A 15,949-nucleotide genomic window follows, 5' to 3' on the forward strand; every position below is an offset into this window, starting at 1 on the left:
GTACAGCACTCACTGTGCGTATCATTTACGCGTGCTGTCTCAGGATGACCGCCGAGACGGTACAAGCTGGCCACAGCGTGACGGCGCTACACACCGCTTCCACGGATAACCGGTGCGTATCGTGCAACAGTCAACGCGGACCGGCAGCAACATTTTTTCCGCTGTTGTGTTTCTGTGTTTCGCAGCCGGGCAGGCGGATCGCCCGCAGGTAGGCGAATCGACCAGCCGGAGCAACGTCACAGATCCGGCCGTGCGCATGGTGTGGTCAGTGGTACGGCCAGCGCAGCGTGGCCAGCCGTGTGGCCGGCGCAGCGTCCGGGCAGCAACGACGCGCCCGGGCACCGGCGCGGGTCGACAGATTCCGGGCCGGGCCGGTAGGGGCCTGAGCGGGCCGGTTATTGGGACTCGACCCAGCCACGCGCCTGCGCGAGGCTGGTCAGCCGCTGCCGTATCTGGCTTATCTGGCCGCCGGTCAGGGTCGGCACCGACTCGATGAGCGTCTCGGTCAGCAGGTGTCGGAACTCCCCGACGGTGAGGACGTCGCACATGTCGTCGTCATCGGCGTCCGAACGCCCGTTGGCCATGCTCGGGGAAGCCAGGGGACTCGCTGGCGCCGGACGGGCCTGGGCCCGACGGGCCAGGCGGACGACCGACGCCTTCGGGCCCCTGTCGCTTTCCTCCGCCTCGAACTCCACCAGCGTTCCGGGCTGGAACAGATGCTTCTCATCTTGAAGATCGTTTGCGTGCATGAAAATATCGTCGCCGCCAGCGTCAGGCGCTATGAAACCGTAGCCACGAACCCCGTCGAAACGCAGAATCCTACCGGTACCCACCACGTCTGCCCCTGTACAACCTCTGTGCCAACCAGCTCTGTACCCAGTCACCTGCACACCAGACGAACCTGTGCACAACCAAACCCCAGGACCGCTCGCACGACCATGGGGCCTGTTCACCGTCTCAGGTGCGCACAGCCAGGTCAAGCCGACACCCGGAGCGCAAAACAACCGACAACAACCGACAACGATCGGCAGGGAACGATCGCGGAAACACCGGAACGGGCCGTCGGCCGACCGGCTCCCGCGGACTCCCCCGGGAACCAGCCGGCCGTCGACATCGTGACCGAAATCTTCGGATCCGGATCCTCGCGGTCTACGCCGGGTCACCAACAGCGCTGACGGCGGCCAGGCTCTGCCTGGCGGCACTGACCACCGCCTGCGGGGTGAAACCGAACTTGGTCTGCAACGCCCGCAGCGGGGCGGACGCGCCGAAGGTCCGCATACCGATGATCACCCCGTCCGGGCCGGCGTACCGTTCCCAGCCGAGCGTGGCCGCCTGCTCGACCACGACCCGCGCGCGGACCGCCGGTGGGAGCACCTGGTCGCGGTACTGCGCGGGCTGCCGCTCGAACAGCTCCCAGGACGGCAGGCTGACCACCCGGGCGCGCACCCCCTGCGCGGTCAGCTCCTCGTGGGCGGCCAGGGCCAGGTGCACCTCGCTGCCGGTACCGATCAGGATCACCTCGGGATCGCCGTCGGCGGGGTCGACCAGCACGTAGCCGCCGCGGGCGAGCCCGGCGGCGTCGGCGTAGCGGGCCCGGTCCAGCGTCGGCAGCGCCTGCCGGCTCAGGACGAGCGCGGCCGGCTCCTGCCGCAGGCCCATGACCACCCGCCACGCCTGCACGACCTCGCCCGCGTCACAGGGACGGATCACCAGCAGGCCGGGGACGGCCCGCAGCGAGGCGAGCTGCTCGATCGGCTGGTGCGTCGGCCCGTCCTCCCCGACCCCGATGGAGTCATGGGTGAACACGTGGATGACCGGCAGCTCCATCAGCGCGGACAGCCGCAGGGCACCGCGGGCAAAGTCGGAGAAGATCAGAAAGGTCGACCACAGCGGCCGCAGCCCGGACAGGGACAGCCCGTTGGCCACCGCGGCCGACGCGTGCTCGCGGACGCCAAGGTGCAGGTTGCGCCCGCCCGGGCTGGCGGCCTGGAAGTCCCCAGCGCCGTCGACGGTCAGCCGGGTCTTCGTCGACGGGGCAAGATCGGCGGAGCCGCCGACCAGCCAGGGCACCCGGGCGGCGACGGCGTTGAGGACCTTCCCGGAGGAGTCCCGGGTGGCCAGGCCCCTGCCGTCGGCGGGGAAGACGGGGATGTTGGCGTCCCAGCCGTCGGGCAGCTGCCCACGCCAGATCAGGTCGAGCTGGCCGGCAAGATCGGGATATGCCTCCCGGTAGCGGTCGAGCAGGGCCAGCCAGCTGTCCCGCTCGGCCCGGCCCCGCTTCCCGACACCGGCGGCGAAGTGCTCGTACACCCCGTCGGGGACAAGGAAGTGCGCGTCCGGCGGCCAGTTGTAGAACCGCTTCGTCGCCCGGATCTCCTCCTCCCCCAGCGGCTCCCCGTGCGCGGCGGCGGTGCCCTGCTTGGTCGGGGCGCCGAAGGCGATCTGGCTGTCGACGATGACCAGGGTCGGGCGGTGCGGTTCACGGCGGAACGTCTCGAAGGCGCGGCCCAGGGCCGTGCGGTCGTTGGCGTCGCCGACCCGGGTGACGTTCCAGCCGTAGGCGATGAACCGGGTGGCCACGTCCTCGGTGAACGCCAGGTCGGTGCCGCCCTCGATACTGATGTGGTTGTTGTCGTAGATCCAGCACAGGTTGGCCAGCCGCAGGTGGCCGGCCAGCGACGCCGCCTCGGCCGCGACCCCCTCCATCAGGTCGCCGTCGCCGCACAGCGCGTACACGTCGTGGTCGAACACGTCGAAGCCGGGCCGGTTGAACCGCGCCGCCAGCCAGCGTCCGGCGATGGCCATGCCCACCGCCGTCGCCGCGCCCGTGCCCAGCGGTCCGGTGGTCGCCTCCACCCCCGACGTCCAGCGGTACTCCGGGTGGCCGGGGCACCTCCCGTCCAGCTGGCGGAACCGTCTGATGTCGTCGAGGGTGACCGCTGGCCCCCCGAGGGTCTCGTAGGTGGGGTCGACCGCCCGGACGCCGGCCAGGTGCAGCGTCGCGTACAGCAACGTCGACGCGTGCCCCGCCGACAGCACGAACCGGTCCCGGTTCGGCCAGGCGGGATCGTCGGGGTCGAAGCGCAGGAACTCCTGCCACAGCGTGTAGATCACCGGTGCCATGGCCATCGGGGTACCCGGGTGCCCGGAGGCCGCGGCCTGCACCGCGTCCATACACAGGGTGCGGATCGTCGCGACGCACAGATCGTCCGTGTCGGTGATGGTCGGCTGCTCGGTGGGCGTCATGTACATCCCTTTGTCGACATAGGACGCCCACAACGTCCGTCGCAGGCGCTTGCGGGTCCACACGTACCGGTCCGGTAGCCGCGCCGGGCCGCGACGCGGTTTGGCCGCCCCCGCTGTCGGCTCCCGGACCGGGCGAGCCGACCATCTGCCGCGGCCGGGAACCGCATCCGCGATCAGCTCGGCAACCTAGATCGTATCCAGCGGTGACAGATCTCTGGCGGACGTCGGGGCCGTACGGGCGCCGCTGTGGCCCCGCTCCCAGTTTCCGCCCCCGACATGTCAGGAGAACGCAGCAGCCAGCGGCGTCACTATGGTGACCGTACGTGCATACTGGCGTCGGCGTGGACGGAGCGGGGAAAAGAGACGAAAGCTGTCAGCGGGCCTGCCCGCCATCCGTCCGGTCCGGTCCGTCGGTGCGGCCGCCGAACGCGGCGAGGCCCCCGAACGCCCTGGTCAGCTCGCTGGGAACGATCCACACCTTGTTCGCCTCACCTTCGGCGATGCGCGGCAGGGTCTGCAGGTACTGATAGGCGAGCAGCTTCTGGTCGGCGTTGCCGGCGTGGATCGCCCGGAACACCGTGGTGATGGCCTCGGCCTCGCCCTGCGCGGCGAGGATCTTCGCCTGCCGTTCGCCCTCGGCCCGCAGGATCGCGGCCTGTTTCTCGCCCTCGGCCCGCAGGATCTCGCTCTGCTTGACGCCCTCCGCCGACAGGATCGCCGCCCGGCGGTCCCGCTCGGCTCGCATCTGCTTCTCCATCGAGTCCTGGATCGACGGCGGCGGCTCGATGGCCTTGAGCTCCACCCGGTTGACCCGGATGCCCCACCTGCCGGTCGCCTCGTCGAGCACACCGCGCAGCCTGGTGTTGATCTCGTCGCGGGAGGTCAGGGTCTGCTCCAGGTTCAGGCTGCCGATCACGTTGCGCAGCGTCGTGACAGTGAGCTGCTCGATCGCGCTGATGACGTCGGCGATCTCGTAGGTGGACGCGCGCGGGTCGGTGACCTGGAAGTAGATCACCGTGTCGATACCCACGACGAGGTTGTCCTCGGTGATCACCGGGCGCGGCGGGAAGGTCACCACCTGCTCCCGCAGGTCGACGCGTTCACGGATCCGGTCCACAACGGGGATGACGAGGGCCAGGCCCGGGGTGAGGGTCCGGTGGTATCGGCCCAGCCGCTCGACCACGACCGCCCGGGCCTGCGGAACAACCCGCACCGCCCGGCTGAGAAAAACCAGCAGCACCAGCAGAATGACCGCGGTGGCGATCAGCCCGGCCATCGACGCCTCCCCGGTCCCAAGGCCCGCTACAGCTGCGCGGGGTGAACGATGGCTGTGGCGCCGTCGATGCGCAGCACGCGCACGCTCGTGCCCGGTTCAAGAACCTGACCGTCGATCGTCGCGCGGGCCGACCATATCTCACCGCGAATCCTGACCCGCCCGTCACCGTCACCGTTAACGGGCTCAAGGACGACACCCGTCACACCGATCAGCGCGTCGGTGCCGGTCGCGGTGGCCGGTGCCTGGTGCAGGTGCCGGCGCGCGACCGGCCGCAGCCCGAGCAACAGCACCACGGAGGTGGCGGCGAACGCGACAAGCTGGACGGACAGCGGGCCGCCGACCCCGGCGACCGCGCCTGCCACCAGGGCCGCGAGCGCGGTCATCCCGAGAATGAGGGCAAGGGTAAGCATCTCGCCCACGCCAAGAACGCCGGCGATCACCAACCACCACAGCCACGGCTGCATGACCATCATGCTATCCGCGGAATCCCCCCGGATGTGCGGGCCGACGTGCACGGATACACGAATTTCCGCGCGCCCGCGGCGCCTGGTCCGGTCGCCACCGGCCTCCGGCCCGGCGCACAGCCACCCGTTGGACCACAACCACACTGTTGGACCACAACCACCTGCTGTTGGCCACCTGCTCGTCCCAGGGCAGCCGTTCGTCCGTTCGTCCGAGAGCGTCGTCCAGGAACGCGCGGCGCAATGTTCGTCCAGGAGCGGCGCAATGTATGTCCAGGAGCGACACAATGCATTACGGCGCCCATGTAGATCATGCTCTTTGCCGGAACCAGCGGTTCTCCGCCAGGGCCGGCGGCCCGCCGCCGGAACCGGCCCCGCGGCGGCTCGCACCGACGACGAGCGACAGCTGGCGGACCGATGACAGACGTCGGATCAGATATTGGATCAGACAGATGACGGATCACGCTGTGTGCGACGAGAAACCGTCGGGACGATACGGTGACTTCCACGAAGCGGTGACTTCCACGAACATCGCCGTGTCCATGCCTTTCTCACCGCGACGGGGAACCGTCCATGTCCGGTCAGGATGTCGGCGCGCCCGAGGGTGCGCCGCTGGTCCCTGTCCAGCCCCTGCGGGCGTCCGACCCATCGACACCAGCGGCCGATACTGCGGAATACGGGTGTCGTCCGCCACCGCCTGACCGGACTCGGCTGACCGGCTCCGGGGCCGGCTGGCTACCCGCCCAGGCCGCCGGAGACGGTGCCCGACGCGCGCGAGAGCGCGTCCGCCGCCTGTGACAGCGCGCTGTAGGAAAGGTCTGCGGCGGCGCCGTATATGTCCTGGGGGCTGCTCGTCCCGGCACCACCGGCATCCGCCCCGGCGGCGCCGCCCTGCCCGGCACCGAAACCGGCGGGACCGGTGTCCGCGACGGTGCCGGCCGTTGAGTTGCCACGGGAGCCGGCCGCGACCGAGATGGTGTTCGAGGCACCGGAGAGAGCGCCGACGGACAGACCCACGGCAGCCTGGAAGAGCTGGCTGACGCTCGTGTCGACGCTGGTCGCGCCGCCGCTGTCAGCGCTGGTGTCGGCGCTGGTCCGGGCATCGGCGGGGAAGGAGATGGACGCGCTGGCCGGAGCCGCACCGAGGAGCGTGGCGAGCGCTCCGGTAGCGGTGAGGACGCCGGCGCGGCGCAGGGCTCTGGCGTTCATGCTTGCCCCCAGCAGGTATCCGTAGTGTCGATCTATCTCCTGCAAGGTAGCCCCCCGGCACAGGCCGAAGGGCCCGTCGGCCCCCACTGTGGTAACGATCTCTGCCGCCCTGGCGCGGGCATTGGCCGCGGACGCCGGAAATCCGTTTCGTGTCCACCCGCTCACCAGGAGTACAGATATGTAATTAAGTGAACCTAACTTTTACTTCTGGTACCTTTCCCTGGACCCTTTCGCCGAACGGTGATCACAGGACGATGACGGAGGCTGCGGACATGTGGACGAACTTTGTCCCGAACCTGCTCATCGGGTTGCGTGAGGGTTTCGAGGCGAGCCTGATCGTTTCGATTCTGGTCGCCACGCTCGTGCGCGCCGACCAGCGCACCCGCCTCCCCCAGGTCTGGATGGGAGTGCTCGCCGCCGTCGCCCTCTCGGCGAGCTTCGGCGCGGTCCTCACCTTCGCGGCCACCTCGATGTCGACCGCGGCCCAGGAGGCGTTCAGCGGTGTGCTGAGCCTGATCGCGGTCGGTTTCGTCACCGTGATGGTCTTCTGGATGCGGCGGTCGGCACGGACGCTGTCCGGTGAGATCAGCGGCCGGGTCATCGCCGCGCTGGCGATCGGCCCTGGCGCGCTGGTCCTCACCGCGTTCCTGGCGGTCGCCCGGGAGGGCCTGGAGACCTCCCTGTTCGTCTGGACGACCGCCCGGGGCGCGGACGAGTCGGTCGGCCCGCTCGTCGGCGCCAACGCCGGGATCGCGCTGGCCGCCGCCGCCTGCTTCGCCGTGTACCGTCAGACGCTGCGGATCAACCTGACAAGGTTCTTCAGGATCACCGGTATCGGGCTGATCGTGATCGCGGCCGGCGTCACCGGGTACGGGCTGGCCGACCTCCAGGAAAGCGGTCTCCTACCGGGCGGGGCGACCACGGCGTTCGACCTGACCGCCACCATCGACCCGAGCTCCTGGTACACCAGGCTCACCGAGGGTATTTTCAACATCACCCCGCGGATGACCGTGCTCCAGGTCGTCGGCTACCTCGCCTACCTGCTGCTGGTGCTGCCGCTCTTCCTGCGGGGCGCCGGCAGCACCGCGCCGGCCGCCACACCGGCTGAACCGACCACACCAGCAGAGCCGGCCGTGACCGCCGAACCGGTGGCGGCCGTCGAACCGGCCGCAGTGGTCGCGACCGGTTCGACGGCAGCGGCGGACCCGGCGACGCCGGCGGGCGGCGGGCGGCGGTGGGTGCCGCGCGCGGTGCCCCGCTGGGCGCTCCCGGTGGCCGTCGTCGCGGTGCCGGCCATCACCGCCGGTGCCACGATCCTCGCGCTCGGCCCGTCCGACGACGCCCACGCGACGACGATCGAAGCGACCGCCAGCTCCTGCGCCGAGGGCTGGCAGGCGCCGCGCCCCGGCCGGCAGACCTTCACCGTCCACAACGGCGGTGGCCGTGGTCTGGAGGTCCGCCTGATCGACCCGGTGAGCGGGGCGATCCACGCCGAGATCGAACTGCTCGCGCCGGGCACCAGCCGGCCGTTGTCGGCGACCGTCGGCGGCGGCACCTACGCCTGGCAGTGCCTGCCCGGCAACGACCCGCCCATCGTCTCGGCGAGCCAGCGGGTGACCGGCCCGAGCGCCGGCGGCCAGGCGATCATCCCGGTGACGGACGAGGCCCTGGCCGAGCCGCTGGACGCCTATCGGGCGTTCGTCACCGCCGGCCTGGTCACCCTGCAACGCGACACCGACACGTTGCGCGCGGACGTGGCGGCCGGTGACCTCGACGCGGCCCGCCGCGACTGGCTCACCGCCCATCTCGACTACGAACGCCTCGGCGCCGCGTACGGCACGTTCGGCGACTTCGACGCCGCGATCAACGGAGGGCCCGACGGCCTGCCCGGCGGTGTCACCGACGAGGGCTTCACCGGTTTCCACCGTATCGAGTACGGGCTGTGGCACGGCGAGAGCGCGGCGGCGCTCTCGCCGCTGGCGGCCCAGCTCGCCGATGACGTCACCGAACTGGGCAGGGCGTTCCCGACCCAGGAGCTCGATCCCAACGACCTGGCCCTGCGCACCCACGAGATCCTCGAGAACACCCTGCAGTTCCAGCTCACCGGCACCGCCGATCAGGGCAGCGGCAGCACCTTGGCCACCGCGAGCGCGAACGCCGAGGGCACCCGCGAACTCCTGAAGATCATCTCTCCGCTGCTGGCCACCCGGGCGCCGGACACGCTGGCGGCGGCCGACCGGCGGCTGGACGCCTTCGCGACACTGCTGCGCCGGACCGCCAGCCCGGCGGGGACCTGGATCGCCCCACAGGCTCTCCCCCTCGCCGACCGGCAGCGGCTCAACGGCAGCCTCGGGGGGCTGCTGGAGACCCTCGCGCCCATCCCCGACGTCCTGGAGATCAGAAACGCCGGATGAGCCGGACGAGCCCAGCCAGCCTCTCCCACCGCGACCGCGACACCTCCTCCAAACCCCCGGAGCAGCGCCGATGACCGAAACGCCCGCGTCGCCCGAGCCGCCCACGGCTGCTCCCTCGCCGAGGGCCGCCGAGACGGCCGCGCCCTCGCCGCCGCACCGGCAGCAGGCGGAACACCACCTCCCGGTGGCCGCCCGGCGCCGCGGCGGGCCGTTCGGCGCCGGGCTCGGGCGCAGATCCTTCCTGGCCGGGGCGTTGACCGCCGGTGCCGCGGTGGGCGTCAGCGGCACCGCGCTCGCGACCACCGCCGGTGACGACCAGGACGGTACCCGCGACAGGAATCCGAACCAGACGGTCGACTTCCACGGGACCCACCAGGCCGGCATCCTCACGCCGGCGCCGGCGGCGGCGATGTTCGCCTCCTTCGACGTGATCGCCACATACCGCGCCGGGCTGACCGAACTGTTCACGACAATCACCGAACGCGCACGCTTCCTGACCGCGGGCGGCGTCCCGGTCGACCTCGGGACGACCGCCCCGCCGTCCGACAGCGGCATCGTCGGGCCGGTGGTGCCCCCGGACGCGCTGACCGTCACCGTCGGGGTGGGCGCCTCCCTCTTCGACGACCGGTTCGGCCTGGCCGACCGCAGGCCTCGGCGGCTGACCCCGATGCGCACCTTCCCCAACGACGCGCTGGACCCGGCGCACTGTCACGGCGACCTCAGCCTGCAACTGTGCGCGCACAACCGCGACACGGTCCTGCACGCGCTGCGGGACATCGCCCGTCACACCCGCGGCGGCATGCAGCTGCGCTGGCGCGTCGACGGCTTCCAGAACCCGCCCCGGCCGTCGGGAACCCAGCGCAACCTGCTCGGCTTCAAGGACGGCACCGCCAACCCGGACGCCACCTCCGCCGCGGAGATGGACCGGCTGGTCTGGGTGCGCGGCGGCGGCGAGCCCGCCTGGACCGAGGGCGGCTCCTACCAGGTCATCCGTGTCATCCGCATGCTGGTGGAGTTCTGGGACCGGGTCTCGCTCAACGAGCAGGAGATGATGATCGGCCGGCGCCGGGACACCGGAGCCCCGCTGGACGGCACCGTGGAGGCCGACACCCCGGACTACACCCGCGATCCCGAGGGCGGCATCATCCCGCTCGACGCGCACATCCGACTGTCCAACCCGCGCACGCCGGCCACGGACAGCTCCCGCATCCTGCGCCGCGGCTACAACTACGACCGGGGCATCGACAGCAACGGCAACCTGGACATGGGCCTGCTCTTCTGCTGCTACCAGCAGGACATCGCCCGGCAGTTCGAGACGACCCAGACCCGGCTCATCGACGAGCCGCTGGTCGACTACATCAGCCCCACCGGCGGCGGCTACTTCTTCGTCATGCCGGGTGTCCGCGGCTCCACCGACCACCTCGGCCGCACCCTGCTCGCCTGACCTCCCCGCCCGAACCCGACGCATCGAGCCCGCGGCCGGCGGCTGGGCCGCACCCCGACCGCACCGGCTCACCGACATCGAGTGGGCTGCCCGCAGGGCACTGCCCCTCCCCCAAAAACGATCAGTGACCTCGGTCCCGACATGCCGGCGGGACCGCCGTGTCGGCATCCGCCAGGCGTTCCGCAGCCTCACGTGCTCGGTCGTCTGCCCGTGGAAACTCCACGGATCTCCTTACAACCAAGTCTAACTACGATTCGGGGCATGGAGACGCTGTCGCTGGCCGACGGAGCCGTTCTTCGCCCGGCACGGCCGGGCGATGTCGGGGGCATCCTCGACTGTGTCAGAGGGCTGGCCCGCTACGAGCGGGAGCCCGACGCGGTGCGAACGACGATCGACGACCTGCACGCGGCGCTGTTCGGCCCGGCGCCGGCGGTGTTCGCCCACGTCGTCGAACGGGACGGCGAGATCGTCGGCATCGCGGTCTGGTTCCTGAACTACTCCACCTGGACCGGACGGCACGGTATCTACCTGGAGGACCTGTTCGTCCGCGAGGACCAGCGCGGCCGGGGCTACGGCCGCGCGCTGGTGACTGGAGGGTTCCCACTTTCGTGGACAGTCCTAACTATGCAGCACGAAGTGTTTGTCCGTCAAATTCTTCCTCGAACTCGACAGGCGTGAGATAGCCGATCGAGGAGTGCAACCGCTGCCGGTTGTAGTAGATCTCGACATATTCGAAGATCCCCGCCCGGACGCGGTCTATGGTATCGAACGGGTGGAGGTGGACGAACTCCTTCTTGAGGGTGGCCCAGAAGGACTCCGCCGCGGCGTTGTCGAAACAGATCCCGGTACGGCCGACGGAGTTTCGGACGTTGTTGTCGCGACAGAAGGCGACGAACTCACGGCTGGTGTACTGACCGCCTCGGTCGGCGTGGAATATGACGCCGCCGGGTGGCCGCCGGCGGGTGACGGCCATACGAAGCGCGTCGAGAACGAGTTCGGTGCGCATGTGATCGGCGACCGCCCAGCCGACGATCTTCCGAGAGAACGCGTCGATGACGGAGGCCATGTACACCCAGCCATCCCAGGTGCGAATATATGTTATGTCGCCGTACCACAACTGGTTCGGTGCGGACGCGGCGAAGTCTTGGCCGACAAGATCAGGCAGCGATGAGGAGTCCGCGGCCTGCACCGTCGTCACCGGCCGGCGGGGACGCGGATGCACGCTGACCAGGCCCATCGTCGCCATCAGCCGCTGGACCCGCTTGTAGGCGACGGCGACGCCCTGGCGGCGGATCTCGTGGAAGATCCGCCGCACGCCGTACCGCCCCTCGTGACGGTCGAAAACAGCTCTGATCATGGTCGACAAGGTGGCGTCGTCCTTCTCCCTCCGAGACGGGCCGCGTTTCTTCCACGCATAGTAGCCCTGTCGGGACAGGTCGAGTTTCTTGCACATGTAGTCGACGGGAAAGGTGTTCGCGCCGTCGGCGGACACAGGCTTCTTCGGAGCGTGTATCGAGATGAACTCGAACTTTACTTCTGCTCGCTCGCGAAGAAGCTCGCCGCTTTTTTTAGGAAGGCGATGTCCATCTGCGCCTGCGCGTACTTCTTCCGGAGCTCCTCAAGTTCCGCGCGCTCCGACACCGACAGCGGCCGCTCCTCGGTCTCGCCGTTCTCCTTCGCCTTCTTCACCCAGTTTCCCAACGTGGTCTCGTGGATACCCAGACTCTTCGCGACCTCGGTCACCGACCGGCCCGAGTCGAGCACCAACCTTACTGCCTCGGATTTGTACTCCTGGGTGAACTTCCGGCGAGCTGACCCCATGACGCTCCTTCCCTATGGACAGCGAACCTCAGGTTCGCTGTCCACGGAAGCGGGATCACTCCAGACCACGCTGGCCCGGCGTTGCGTCGAGCGGGGGTACGCCCGGCTCAACTGGGCGGTGCTCGACTGGAACACGCCCGCCCTCGACTTCTACGACTCCCTCGGCGCACACCCCCTACCGGAATGGGTCGGCCACGTCCTCACCGGTGACCGGCTCACCGCACTCGGCACGCCCTGACCACCGGAGGGCGTGTCTGACGGATGTTCGATCGCGCGGGCGGCGCCCAACATCCGTCAGGCACGCCCTAGTAGACTGTCGCCGCTAATGTGTGGGGTATAGGTGGCGGAGTTTGGTGCGGGCGTCATCGGTGGTGAAGTGCCAGTTGACTTGGCGCTGGTTGGCGTTGACGGCTGTCTGCCAGGCGTCGAGTTCGGTGTTCAGGACGTCGAGGGTGTCGATGCGGCGGTCGAGGCATTGGCGGGTCAGGGCGGCGAGTTCGATTTCGGCGATGTTGAGCCAGGAGCCGTGTTTGGGGGTGTGGTGGATCTCGAGTCGTTGCGCGAGTGCGAACGCGACGGCCGGGTCGAAGGCCTCGTAGAGCGAGGAGATGTCGTGGGTGTTGAGGTTGTCCATGACCAGCACGACCCGTTCGGCGTCGGGGTAGTCGAGGGTGAGCAGGCGCCTGACGTGGTGTGCCCAGTCGATCCTGGTGCGCCGTGGGGTGGCCTGGACGCGGCGCCAGCCGGCGAGTGGCTCGACCCAGCAGAAGATCGAGCAGGTTCCGTGGCGCACGTACTCGGAGTCCTCGCGCCGGTCACGCCCTGGCGTGGCGGGGATCGGGTCGCGGGCGTGGGCCAACAGCTGGTAGGGCTTCTCGTCCATGCACACCACGGGCACGCCCGGGTTGTGGGGCCGGGCGTAGACCGCCAGAACGTCTTCCATCCGCGCGGCGAACTGCGCGTTCGCCCTCGGTGGGATGGTCCAGCACTTCCTCAGATGAGGACGCAACCTCGTTTTTTTAAGACCCGGCCGATGGTGGAATGGTCCAGGTCCGGGATGTCGGCGACCAGCGCGACGTGCTTTTCCAACAGCCGCAGCGACCAGCGTGCATAACCAGCCGGTGGCTGCGAGCATGCCAGCGCGATCAGTCTGGCCTCAACCTCGCCGGTCACCGGGGAAGGCACCGGGGGAAGCTCCCGTGCCTTCCGACCGATCGTGGCCCCCACATCCCCACCGGTCTCGGTGAACCGCTTCGCGACCAGCCGCAGCGTCTCACCCGAGACCCCGACCCGGACCACGAGTTCTTCTTGGGAGGCAACCGGGCCGACCGAGGTGTCCAACGCGAGCAGGACCCGCGCCCGCCGGATCATCGACGCCGGATGAACCCCCGTCGAGGTCACCCGAACCAACTCGTCACGATCAGCCTCGGTCAAGGTGACCGGCCACTTCTTCTGCGAACCCACGACACAGTCCTGACCGGCAGAGGGACGGGGAGACCTGCCAGACCCAACCCTCTCACCCAGACACAAGACACACCAGAACTAAGCAGCGACAGTCTACTAGGGCGTGCCTGACGGATGTTGGGCGCCGCCCGCGCGATCGAACATCCGTCAGACACGCCCTCCGGTGGTCAGGGCGTGCCGAGTGCGGTGAGCCGGTCACCGGTGAGGACGTGGCCGACCCATTCCGGTAGGGGGTGTGCGCCGAGGGAGTCGTAGAAGTCGAGGGCGGGCGTGTTCCAGTCGAGCACCGCCCAGTTGAGCCGGGCGTACCCCCGCTCGACGCAACGCCGGGCCAGCGTGGTCTGGAGTGATCCCGCTTCCGTGGACAGCGAACCTGAGGTTCGCTGTCCATAGGGAAGGAGCGTCATGGGGTCAGCTCGCCGGAAGTTCACCCAGGAGTACAAATCCGAGGCAGTAAGGTTGGTGCTCGACTCGGGCCGGTCGGTGACCGAGGTCGCGAAGAGTCTGGGTATCCACGAGACCACGTTGGGAAACTGGGTGAAGAAGGCGAAGGAGAACGGCGAGACCGAGGAGCGGCCGCTGTCGGTGTCGGAGCGCGCGGAACTTGAGGAGCTCCGGAAGAAGTACGCGCAGGCGCAGATGGACATCGCCTTCCTAAAAAAAGCGGCGAGCTTCTTCGCGAGCGAGCAGAAGTAAAGTTCGAGTTCATCTCGATACACGCTCCGAAGAAGCCTGTGTCCGCCGACGGCGCGAACACCTTTCCCGTCGACTACATGTGCAAGAAACTCGACGTGTCCCGACAGGGCTACTATGCGTGGAAGAAACGCGGCCCGTCTCGGAGGGAGAAGGACGACGCCACCTTGTCGACCATGATCAGAGCTGTTTTCGACCGTCTCGAGGGGCGGTACGGCGTGCGGCGGATCTTCCACGAGATCCGCCGCCAGGGCGTCGCCGTCGCCTACAAGCGGGTCCAGCGTCTGATGGCGACGATGGGCCTGGTCAGCGTGCATCCGCGTCCCCGCCGGCCGGTGACGACGGTGCAGGCCGCGGACTCCTCATCGCTGCCTGATCTTGTCGGCCAAGACTTCGCCGCGTCCGCACCGAACCAGTTGTGGTACGGCGACATAACATATATTCGCACCTGGGATGGCTGGGTGTACATGGCCTCCGTCATCGACGCGTTCTCTCGGAAGATCGTCGGCTGGGCGGTCGCCGATCACATGCGCACCGAACTCGTTCTCGACGCGCTTCGTATGGCCGTCACCCGCCGGCGGCCACCCGGCGGCGTCATATTCCACGCCGACCGAGGCGGTCAGTACACCAGCCGTGAGTTCGTCGCCTTCTGTCGCGACAACAACGTCCGAAACTCCGTCGGCCGTACCGGGATCTGTTTCGACAACGCCGCGGCGGAGTCCTTCTGGGCCACCCTCAAGAAGGAGTTCGTCCACCTCCACCCGTTCGATACCATAGACCGCGTCCGGGCGGGGATCTTCGAATATGTCGAGATCTACTACAACCGGCAGCGGTTGCACTCCTCGATCGGCTATCTCACGCCTGTCGAGTTCGAGGAAGAATTTGACGGACAAACACTTCGTGCTGCATAGTTAGGACTGTCCACGAAAGTGGGAACCCTCCAGGATCGTCGGGGTCGCGGGAGGGCATGGTCTTCATCTGCTTGCGCAGCGCCAGACCCGCCTCCCGGTCTTCCGCCTCTTCCAGCCTGAAGGCGCGTTGCCACAACCGCATATAAGGCCGATAGGGCGTGCGTCGCGCTCCCCGGTTATGGGCAGGCAAGAGAGTCTGTTCGATAAACCTGTCCAGCCGATCCAGGTAGATATTGGACAGAACGGGTGAAACCACGCCGCCTTGCGGGCAGCCGCTCAACGTCGCGTGGTAGCGCCAGTCCTCCAGGTATCCGGCCTGGAGCAGCCCGTCGATCAGACGCAGGAACCGACCGTCGTGGATCTTCTCGGCCAGAATCGATCTCATGATCGAATGGTCCAAGGACCCGAAACAGTCGGTGACGTCGCCCTCGATGAACCACACCGTCCCGTGCCATTGGTGATAGATCTCCTGCAAGGCGGTGTGACAGCCGCGGCCCGGGCGGAACCCGTGGGAGCGGTCGGAGAACTGCGGCTCGTAGTACGCCTCCAAGATCAGGCGCAGTACCTCTTGCAGCAGCTTGTCCGACCAGGTCGGCAGCCCCAGCGGTCGCTTTTTCACCGAATTCTTCTTCTCGATGTAAGTGCGCCGTACCGGGGCCCATCGGTAACGCTCCTGCCGGAGCGTCTCGATGATGGCCTCGATCTTGCCGAGGTTCATGCCATCCACGGTCTCGCTGGTGGCTCCGGCGGTCAACGCCCCCTTGTTACGGTAGAGCTTCCCATAGGCAAGCAGGAACAGGTCCGGGTTGAACAAGCACCGGTAGACCCGTTCCAACGGCAGTCCTCTCCTGCCGCGTTCACGAATGATCTCCAGTACGGTTGCGGCGTCTCGTATCTCGCGTACCTCACCGTTCTTGTCGATCTAAGCACCTGGGTCCCTTCGCCCATGTAGACGGCTCTCCCGTCCTCCTCGGCGGGGCGTGACTCCTGCGACTACTACGGACCCTCCG

At 68.5% G+C, this 15,949-nt stretch carries 16 protein-coding genes and 1 pseudogene; 6 read left to right on the top strand and 11 right to left on the bottom strand.

The window, feature by feature from the left end; all coding sequences use genetic code 11:
* Positions 1 to 395: 395 nt before the first annotated feature.
* From FSYMDG_RS11980 to FSYMDG_RS12000, 5 genes are all read right to left on the bottom strand, one after another.
* Entirely contained in the window at positions 396 to 836 is a 441-nt protein-coding gene (locus tag FSYMDG_RS11980) for a cold-shock protein (protein WP_013873740.1), read from the bottom strand.
* Positions 837 to 1,149: 313 nt separating this feature from the next.
* Positions 1,150 to 3,252, bottom strand: a complete 2,103-nt coding sequence (tkt, locus tag FSYMDG_RS11985) for a transketolase (RefSeq protein WP_431307084.1) — start codon at positions 3,250 to 3,252, stop codon at positions 1,150 to 1,152.
* A 367-nt stretch (positions 3,253 to 3,619) separates the two neighbouring features.
* Positions 3,620 to 4,522, bottom strand: a complete 903-nt coding sequence (locus tag FSYMDG_RS11990) for an SPFH domain-containing protein (protein WP_013873742.1) — start codon at positions 4,520 to 4,522, stop codon at positions 3,620 to 3,622.
* 26 nt (positions 4,523 to 4,548) lie between these two features.
* Positions 4,549 to 4,995 carry an NfeD family protein gene (locus FSYMDG_RS11995; protein ID WP_237702730.1) on the bottom strand — a complete coding sequence of 149 codons (447 nt, stop codon included), beginning with the start codon at positions 4,993 to 4,995 and terminating at the stop codon, positions 4,549 to 4,551.
* 723 nt (positions 4,996 to 5,718) lie between these two features.
* Positions 5,719 to 6,192 (bottom strand): hypothetical protein, encoded by a 474-nt coding sequence (locus FSYMDG_RS12000; protein WP_043603556.1) that lies wholly within the window; start codon positions 6,190 to 6,192, stop codon positions 5,719 to 5,721.
* A gap of 272 nt (positions 6,193 to 6,464) precedes the next feature.
* On the opposite strand from FSYMDG_RS12000, the gene efeU reads away from it, so the two are divergent.
* From efeU to FSYMDG_RS12015, 3 genes are all read left to right on the top strand, one after another.
* The gene (gene efeU / locus FSYMDG_RS12005; protein ID WP_013873745.1) at positions 6,465 to 8,606 is read left to right on the top strand and encodes an iron uptake transporter permease EfeU; all 2,142 of its coding nucleotides are present in this window, start codon (positions 6,465 to 6,467) and stop codon (positions 8,604 to 8,606) included.
* Between the two features lie 70 nt (positions 8,607 to 8,676).
* Complete coding sequence (gene efeB / locus FSYMDG_RS12010; protein WP_013873746.1) at positions 8,677 to 10,050, top strand: iron uptake transporter deferrochelatase/peroxidase subunit; 1,374 nt, start codon at positions 8,677 to 8,679, stop codon at positions 10,048 to 10,050.
* A 261-nt stretch (positions 10,051 to 10,311) separates the two neighbouring features.
* Positions 10,312 to 10,728, top strand: coding sequence for a GNAT family N-acetyltransferase (locus FSYMDG_RS12015; protein WP_083828251.1), 417 nt, complete (start codon positions 10,312 to 10,314; stop codon positions 10,726 to 10,728).
* Here the strand turns inward: FSYMDG_RS12015 and FSYMDG_RS24530 are convergent.
* Positions 10,673 to 11,569, bottom strand: coding sequence for an IS3 family transposase (locus FSYMDG_RS24530; protein ID WP_349304129.1), 897 nt, complete (start codon positions 11,567 to 11,569; stop codon positions 10,673 to 10,675). The genes FSYMDG_RS12015 and FSYMDG_RS24530 overlap by 56 nt on opposite strands.
* A gap of 11 nt (positions 11,570 to 11,580) precedes the next feature.
* Positions 11,581 to 11,871, bottom strand: a complete 291-nt coding sequence (locus FSYMDG_RS28420) for a transposase (protein WP_043602641.1) — start codon at positions 11,869 to 11,871, stop codon at positions 11,581 to 11,583.
* Between FSYMDG_RS28420 and FSYMDG_RS12030 the strand changes: the two genes are divergently transcribed.
* Positions 11,870 to 12,109: a GNAT family N-acetyltransferase gene (locus tag FSYMDG_RS12030; RefSeq protein WP_050803494.1), complete on the top strand. Its 240-nt coding sequence runs from the start codon at positions 11,870 to 11,872 to the stop codon at positions 12,107 to 12,109. The two genes, FSYMDG_RS28420 and FSYMDG_RS12030, sit on opposite strands and share 2 nt — an antisense overlap.
* A gap of 84 nt (positions 12,110 to 12,193) precedes the next feature.
* On the opposite strand, the gene FSYMDG_RS28425 is transcribed toward FSYMDG_RS12030, so the two are convergent.
* The 3 genes from FSYMDG_RS28425 to FSYMDG_RS12045 all read right to left on the bottom strand — a co-directional run bounded on the left by FSYMDG_RS28425 (position 12,194) and on the right by FSYMDG_RS12045 (position 13,742).
* Positions 12,194 to 12,880, bottom strand: a complete 687-nt coding sequence (locus FSYMDG_RS28425) for an IS630 family transposase (RefSeq protein ID WP_237702726.1) — start codon at positions 12,878 to 12,880, stop codon at positions 12,194 to 12,196.
* Complete coding sequence (locus FSYMDG_RS28430; RefSeq protein ID WP_043602714.1) at positions 12,865 to 13,335, bottom strand: helix-turn-helix domain-containing protein; 471 nt, start codon at positions 13,333 to 13,335, stop codon at positions 12,865 to 12,867. The genes FSYMDG_RS28425 and FSYMDG_RS28430 overlap by 16 nt, the downstream gene beginning before the upstream one ends.
* A gap of 167 nt (positions 13,336 to 13,502) precedes the next feature.
* The gene (locus FSYMDG_RS12045) at positions 13,503 to 13,742 is read right to left on the bottom strand and encodes a GNAT family N-acetyltransferase (protein WP_050803494.1); all 240 of its coding nucleotides are present in this window, start codon (positions 13,740 to 13,742) and stop codon (positions 13,503 to 13,505) included.
* On the opposite strand from FSYMDG_RS12045, the gene FSYMDG_RS28435 reads away from it, so the two are divergent.
* Both FSYMDG_RS28435 and FSYMDG_RS12055 read left to right on the top strand, forming a co-directional pair.
* A complete protein-coding gene (locus FSYMDG_RS28435) occupies positions 13,741 to 14,031 on the top strand; it encodes a transposase (RefSeq protein ID WP_043602641.1) in 291 nt (96 codons plus the stop codon). The two genes, FSYMDG_RS12045 and FSYMDG_RS28435, sit on opposite strands and share 2 nt — an antisense overlap.
* Before the next feature lie 17 nt (positions 14,032 to 14,048).
* Positions 14,049 to 14,939 (top strand): IS3 family transposase, encoded by an 891-nt coding sequence (locus FSYMDG_RS12055; protein WP_237703133.1) that lies wholly within the window; start codon positions 14,049 to 14,051, stop codon positions 14,937 to 14,939.
* A 31-nt stretch (positions 14,940 to 14,970) separates the two neighbouring features.
* Here the strand turns inward: FSYMDG_RS12055 and FSYMDG_RS12060 are convergent.
* Positions 14,971 to 15,834, bottom strand: a pseudogene (locus FSYMDG_RS12060) (reverse transcriptase/maturase family protein); the annotation flags it as partial.
* Positions 15,835 to 15,949 lie beyond the last annotated feature (115 nt).

Source organism: Candidatus Protofrankia datiscae, assembly GCF_000177615.2.
GTDB lineage: Bacteria > Actinomycetota > Actinomycetes > Frankiales > Frankiaceae > Protofrankia > Protofrankia coriariae.

Excerpts from the sequence above, each read along its gene's own strand:
- FSYMDG_RS12045 (WP_050803494.1), bottom strand. The coding sequence starts at position 13,742 with ATGACGCTCCTTCCCTATGGACAGCGAACCTCAGGTTCGCTGTCCACG.
- efeU (WP_013873745.1), top strand. The coding sequence starts at position 6,465 with ATGTGGACGAACTTTGTCCCGAACCTGCTCATCGGGTTGCGTGAGGGT.
- FSYMDG_RS28420 (WP_043602641.1), bottom strand. The coding sequence starts at position 11,871 with ATGGGGTCAGCTCGCCGGAAGTTCACCCAGGAGTACAAATCCGAGGCA.
- FSYMDG_RS12000 (WP_043603556.1), bottom strand. The coding sequence starts at position 6,192 with ATGAACGCCAGAGCCCTGCGCCGCGCCGGCGTCCTCACCGCTACCGGA.
- FSYMDG_RS11995 (WP_237702730.1), bottom strand. The coding sequence starts at position 4,995 with ATGATGGTCATGCAGCCGTGGCTGTGGTGGTTGGTGATCGCCGGCGTT.
- FSYMDG_RS28435 (WP_043602641.1), top strand. The coding sequence starts at position 13,741 with ATGGGGTCAGCTCGCCGGAAGTTCACCCAGGAGTACAAATCCGAGGCA.
- efeB (WP_013873746.1), top strand. The coding sequence starts at position 8,677 with ATGACCGAAACGCCCGCGTCGCCCGAGCCGCCCACGGCTGCTCCCTCG.
- FSYMDG_RS12030 (WP_050803494.1), top strand. The coding sequence starts at position 11,870 with ATGACGCTCCTTCCCTATGGACAGCGAACCTCAGGTTCGCTGTCCACG.
- FSYMDG_RS12015 (WP_083828251.1), top strand. The coding sequence starts at position 10,312 with ATGGAGACGCTGTCGCTGGCCGACGGAGCCGTTCTTCGCCCGGCACGG.
- FSYMDG_RS11990 (WP_013873742.1), bottom strand. The coding sequence starts at position 4,522 with ATGGCCGGGCTGATCGCCACCGCGGTCATTCTGCTGGTGCTGCTGGTT.
- tkt (WP_431307084.1), bottom strand. The coding sequence starts at position 3,252 with ATGTACATGACGCCCACCGAGCAGCCGACCATCACCGACACGGACGAT.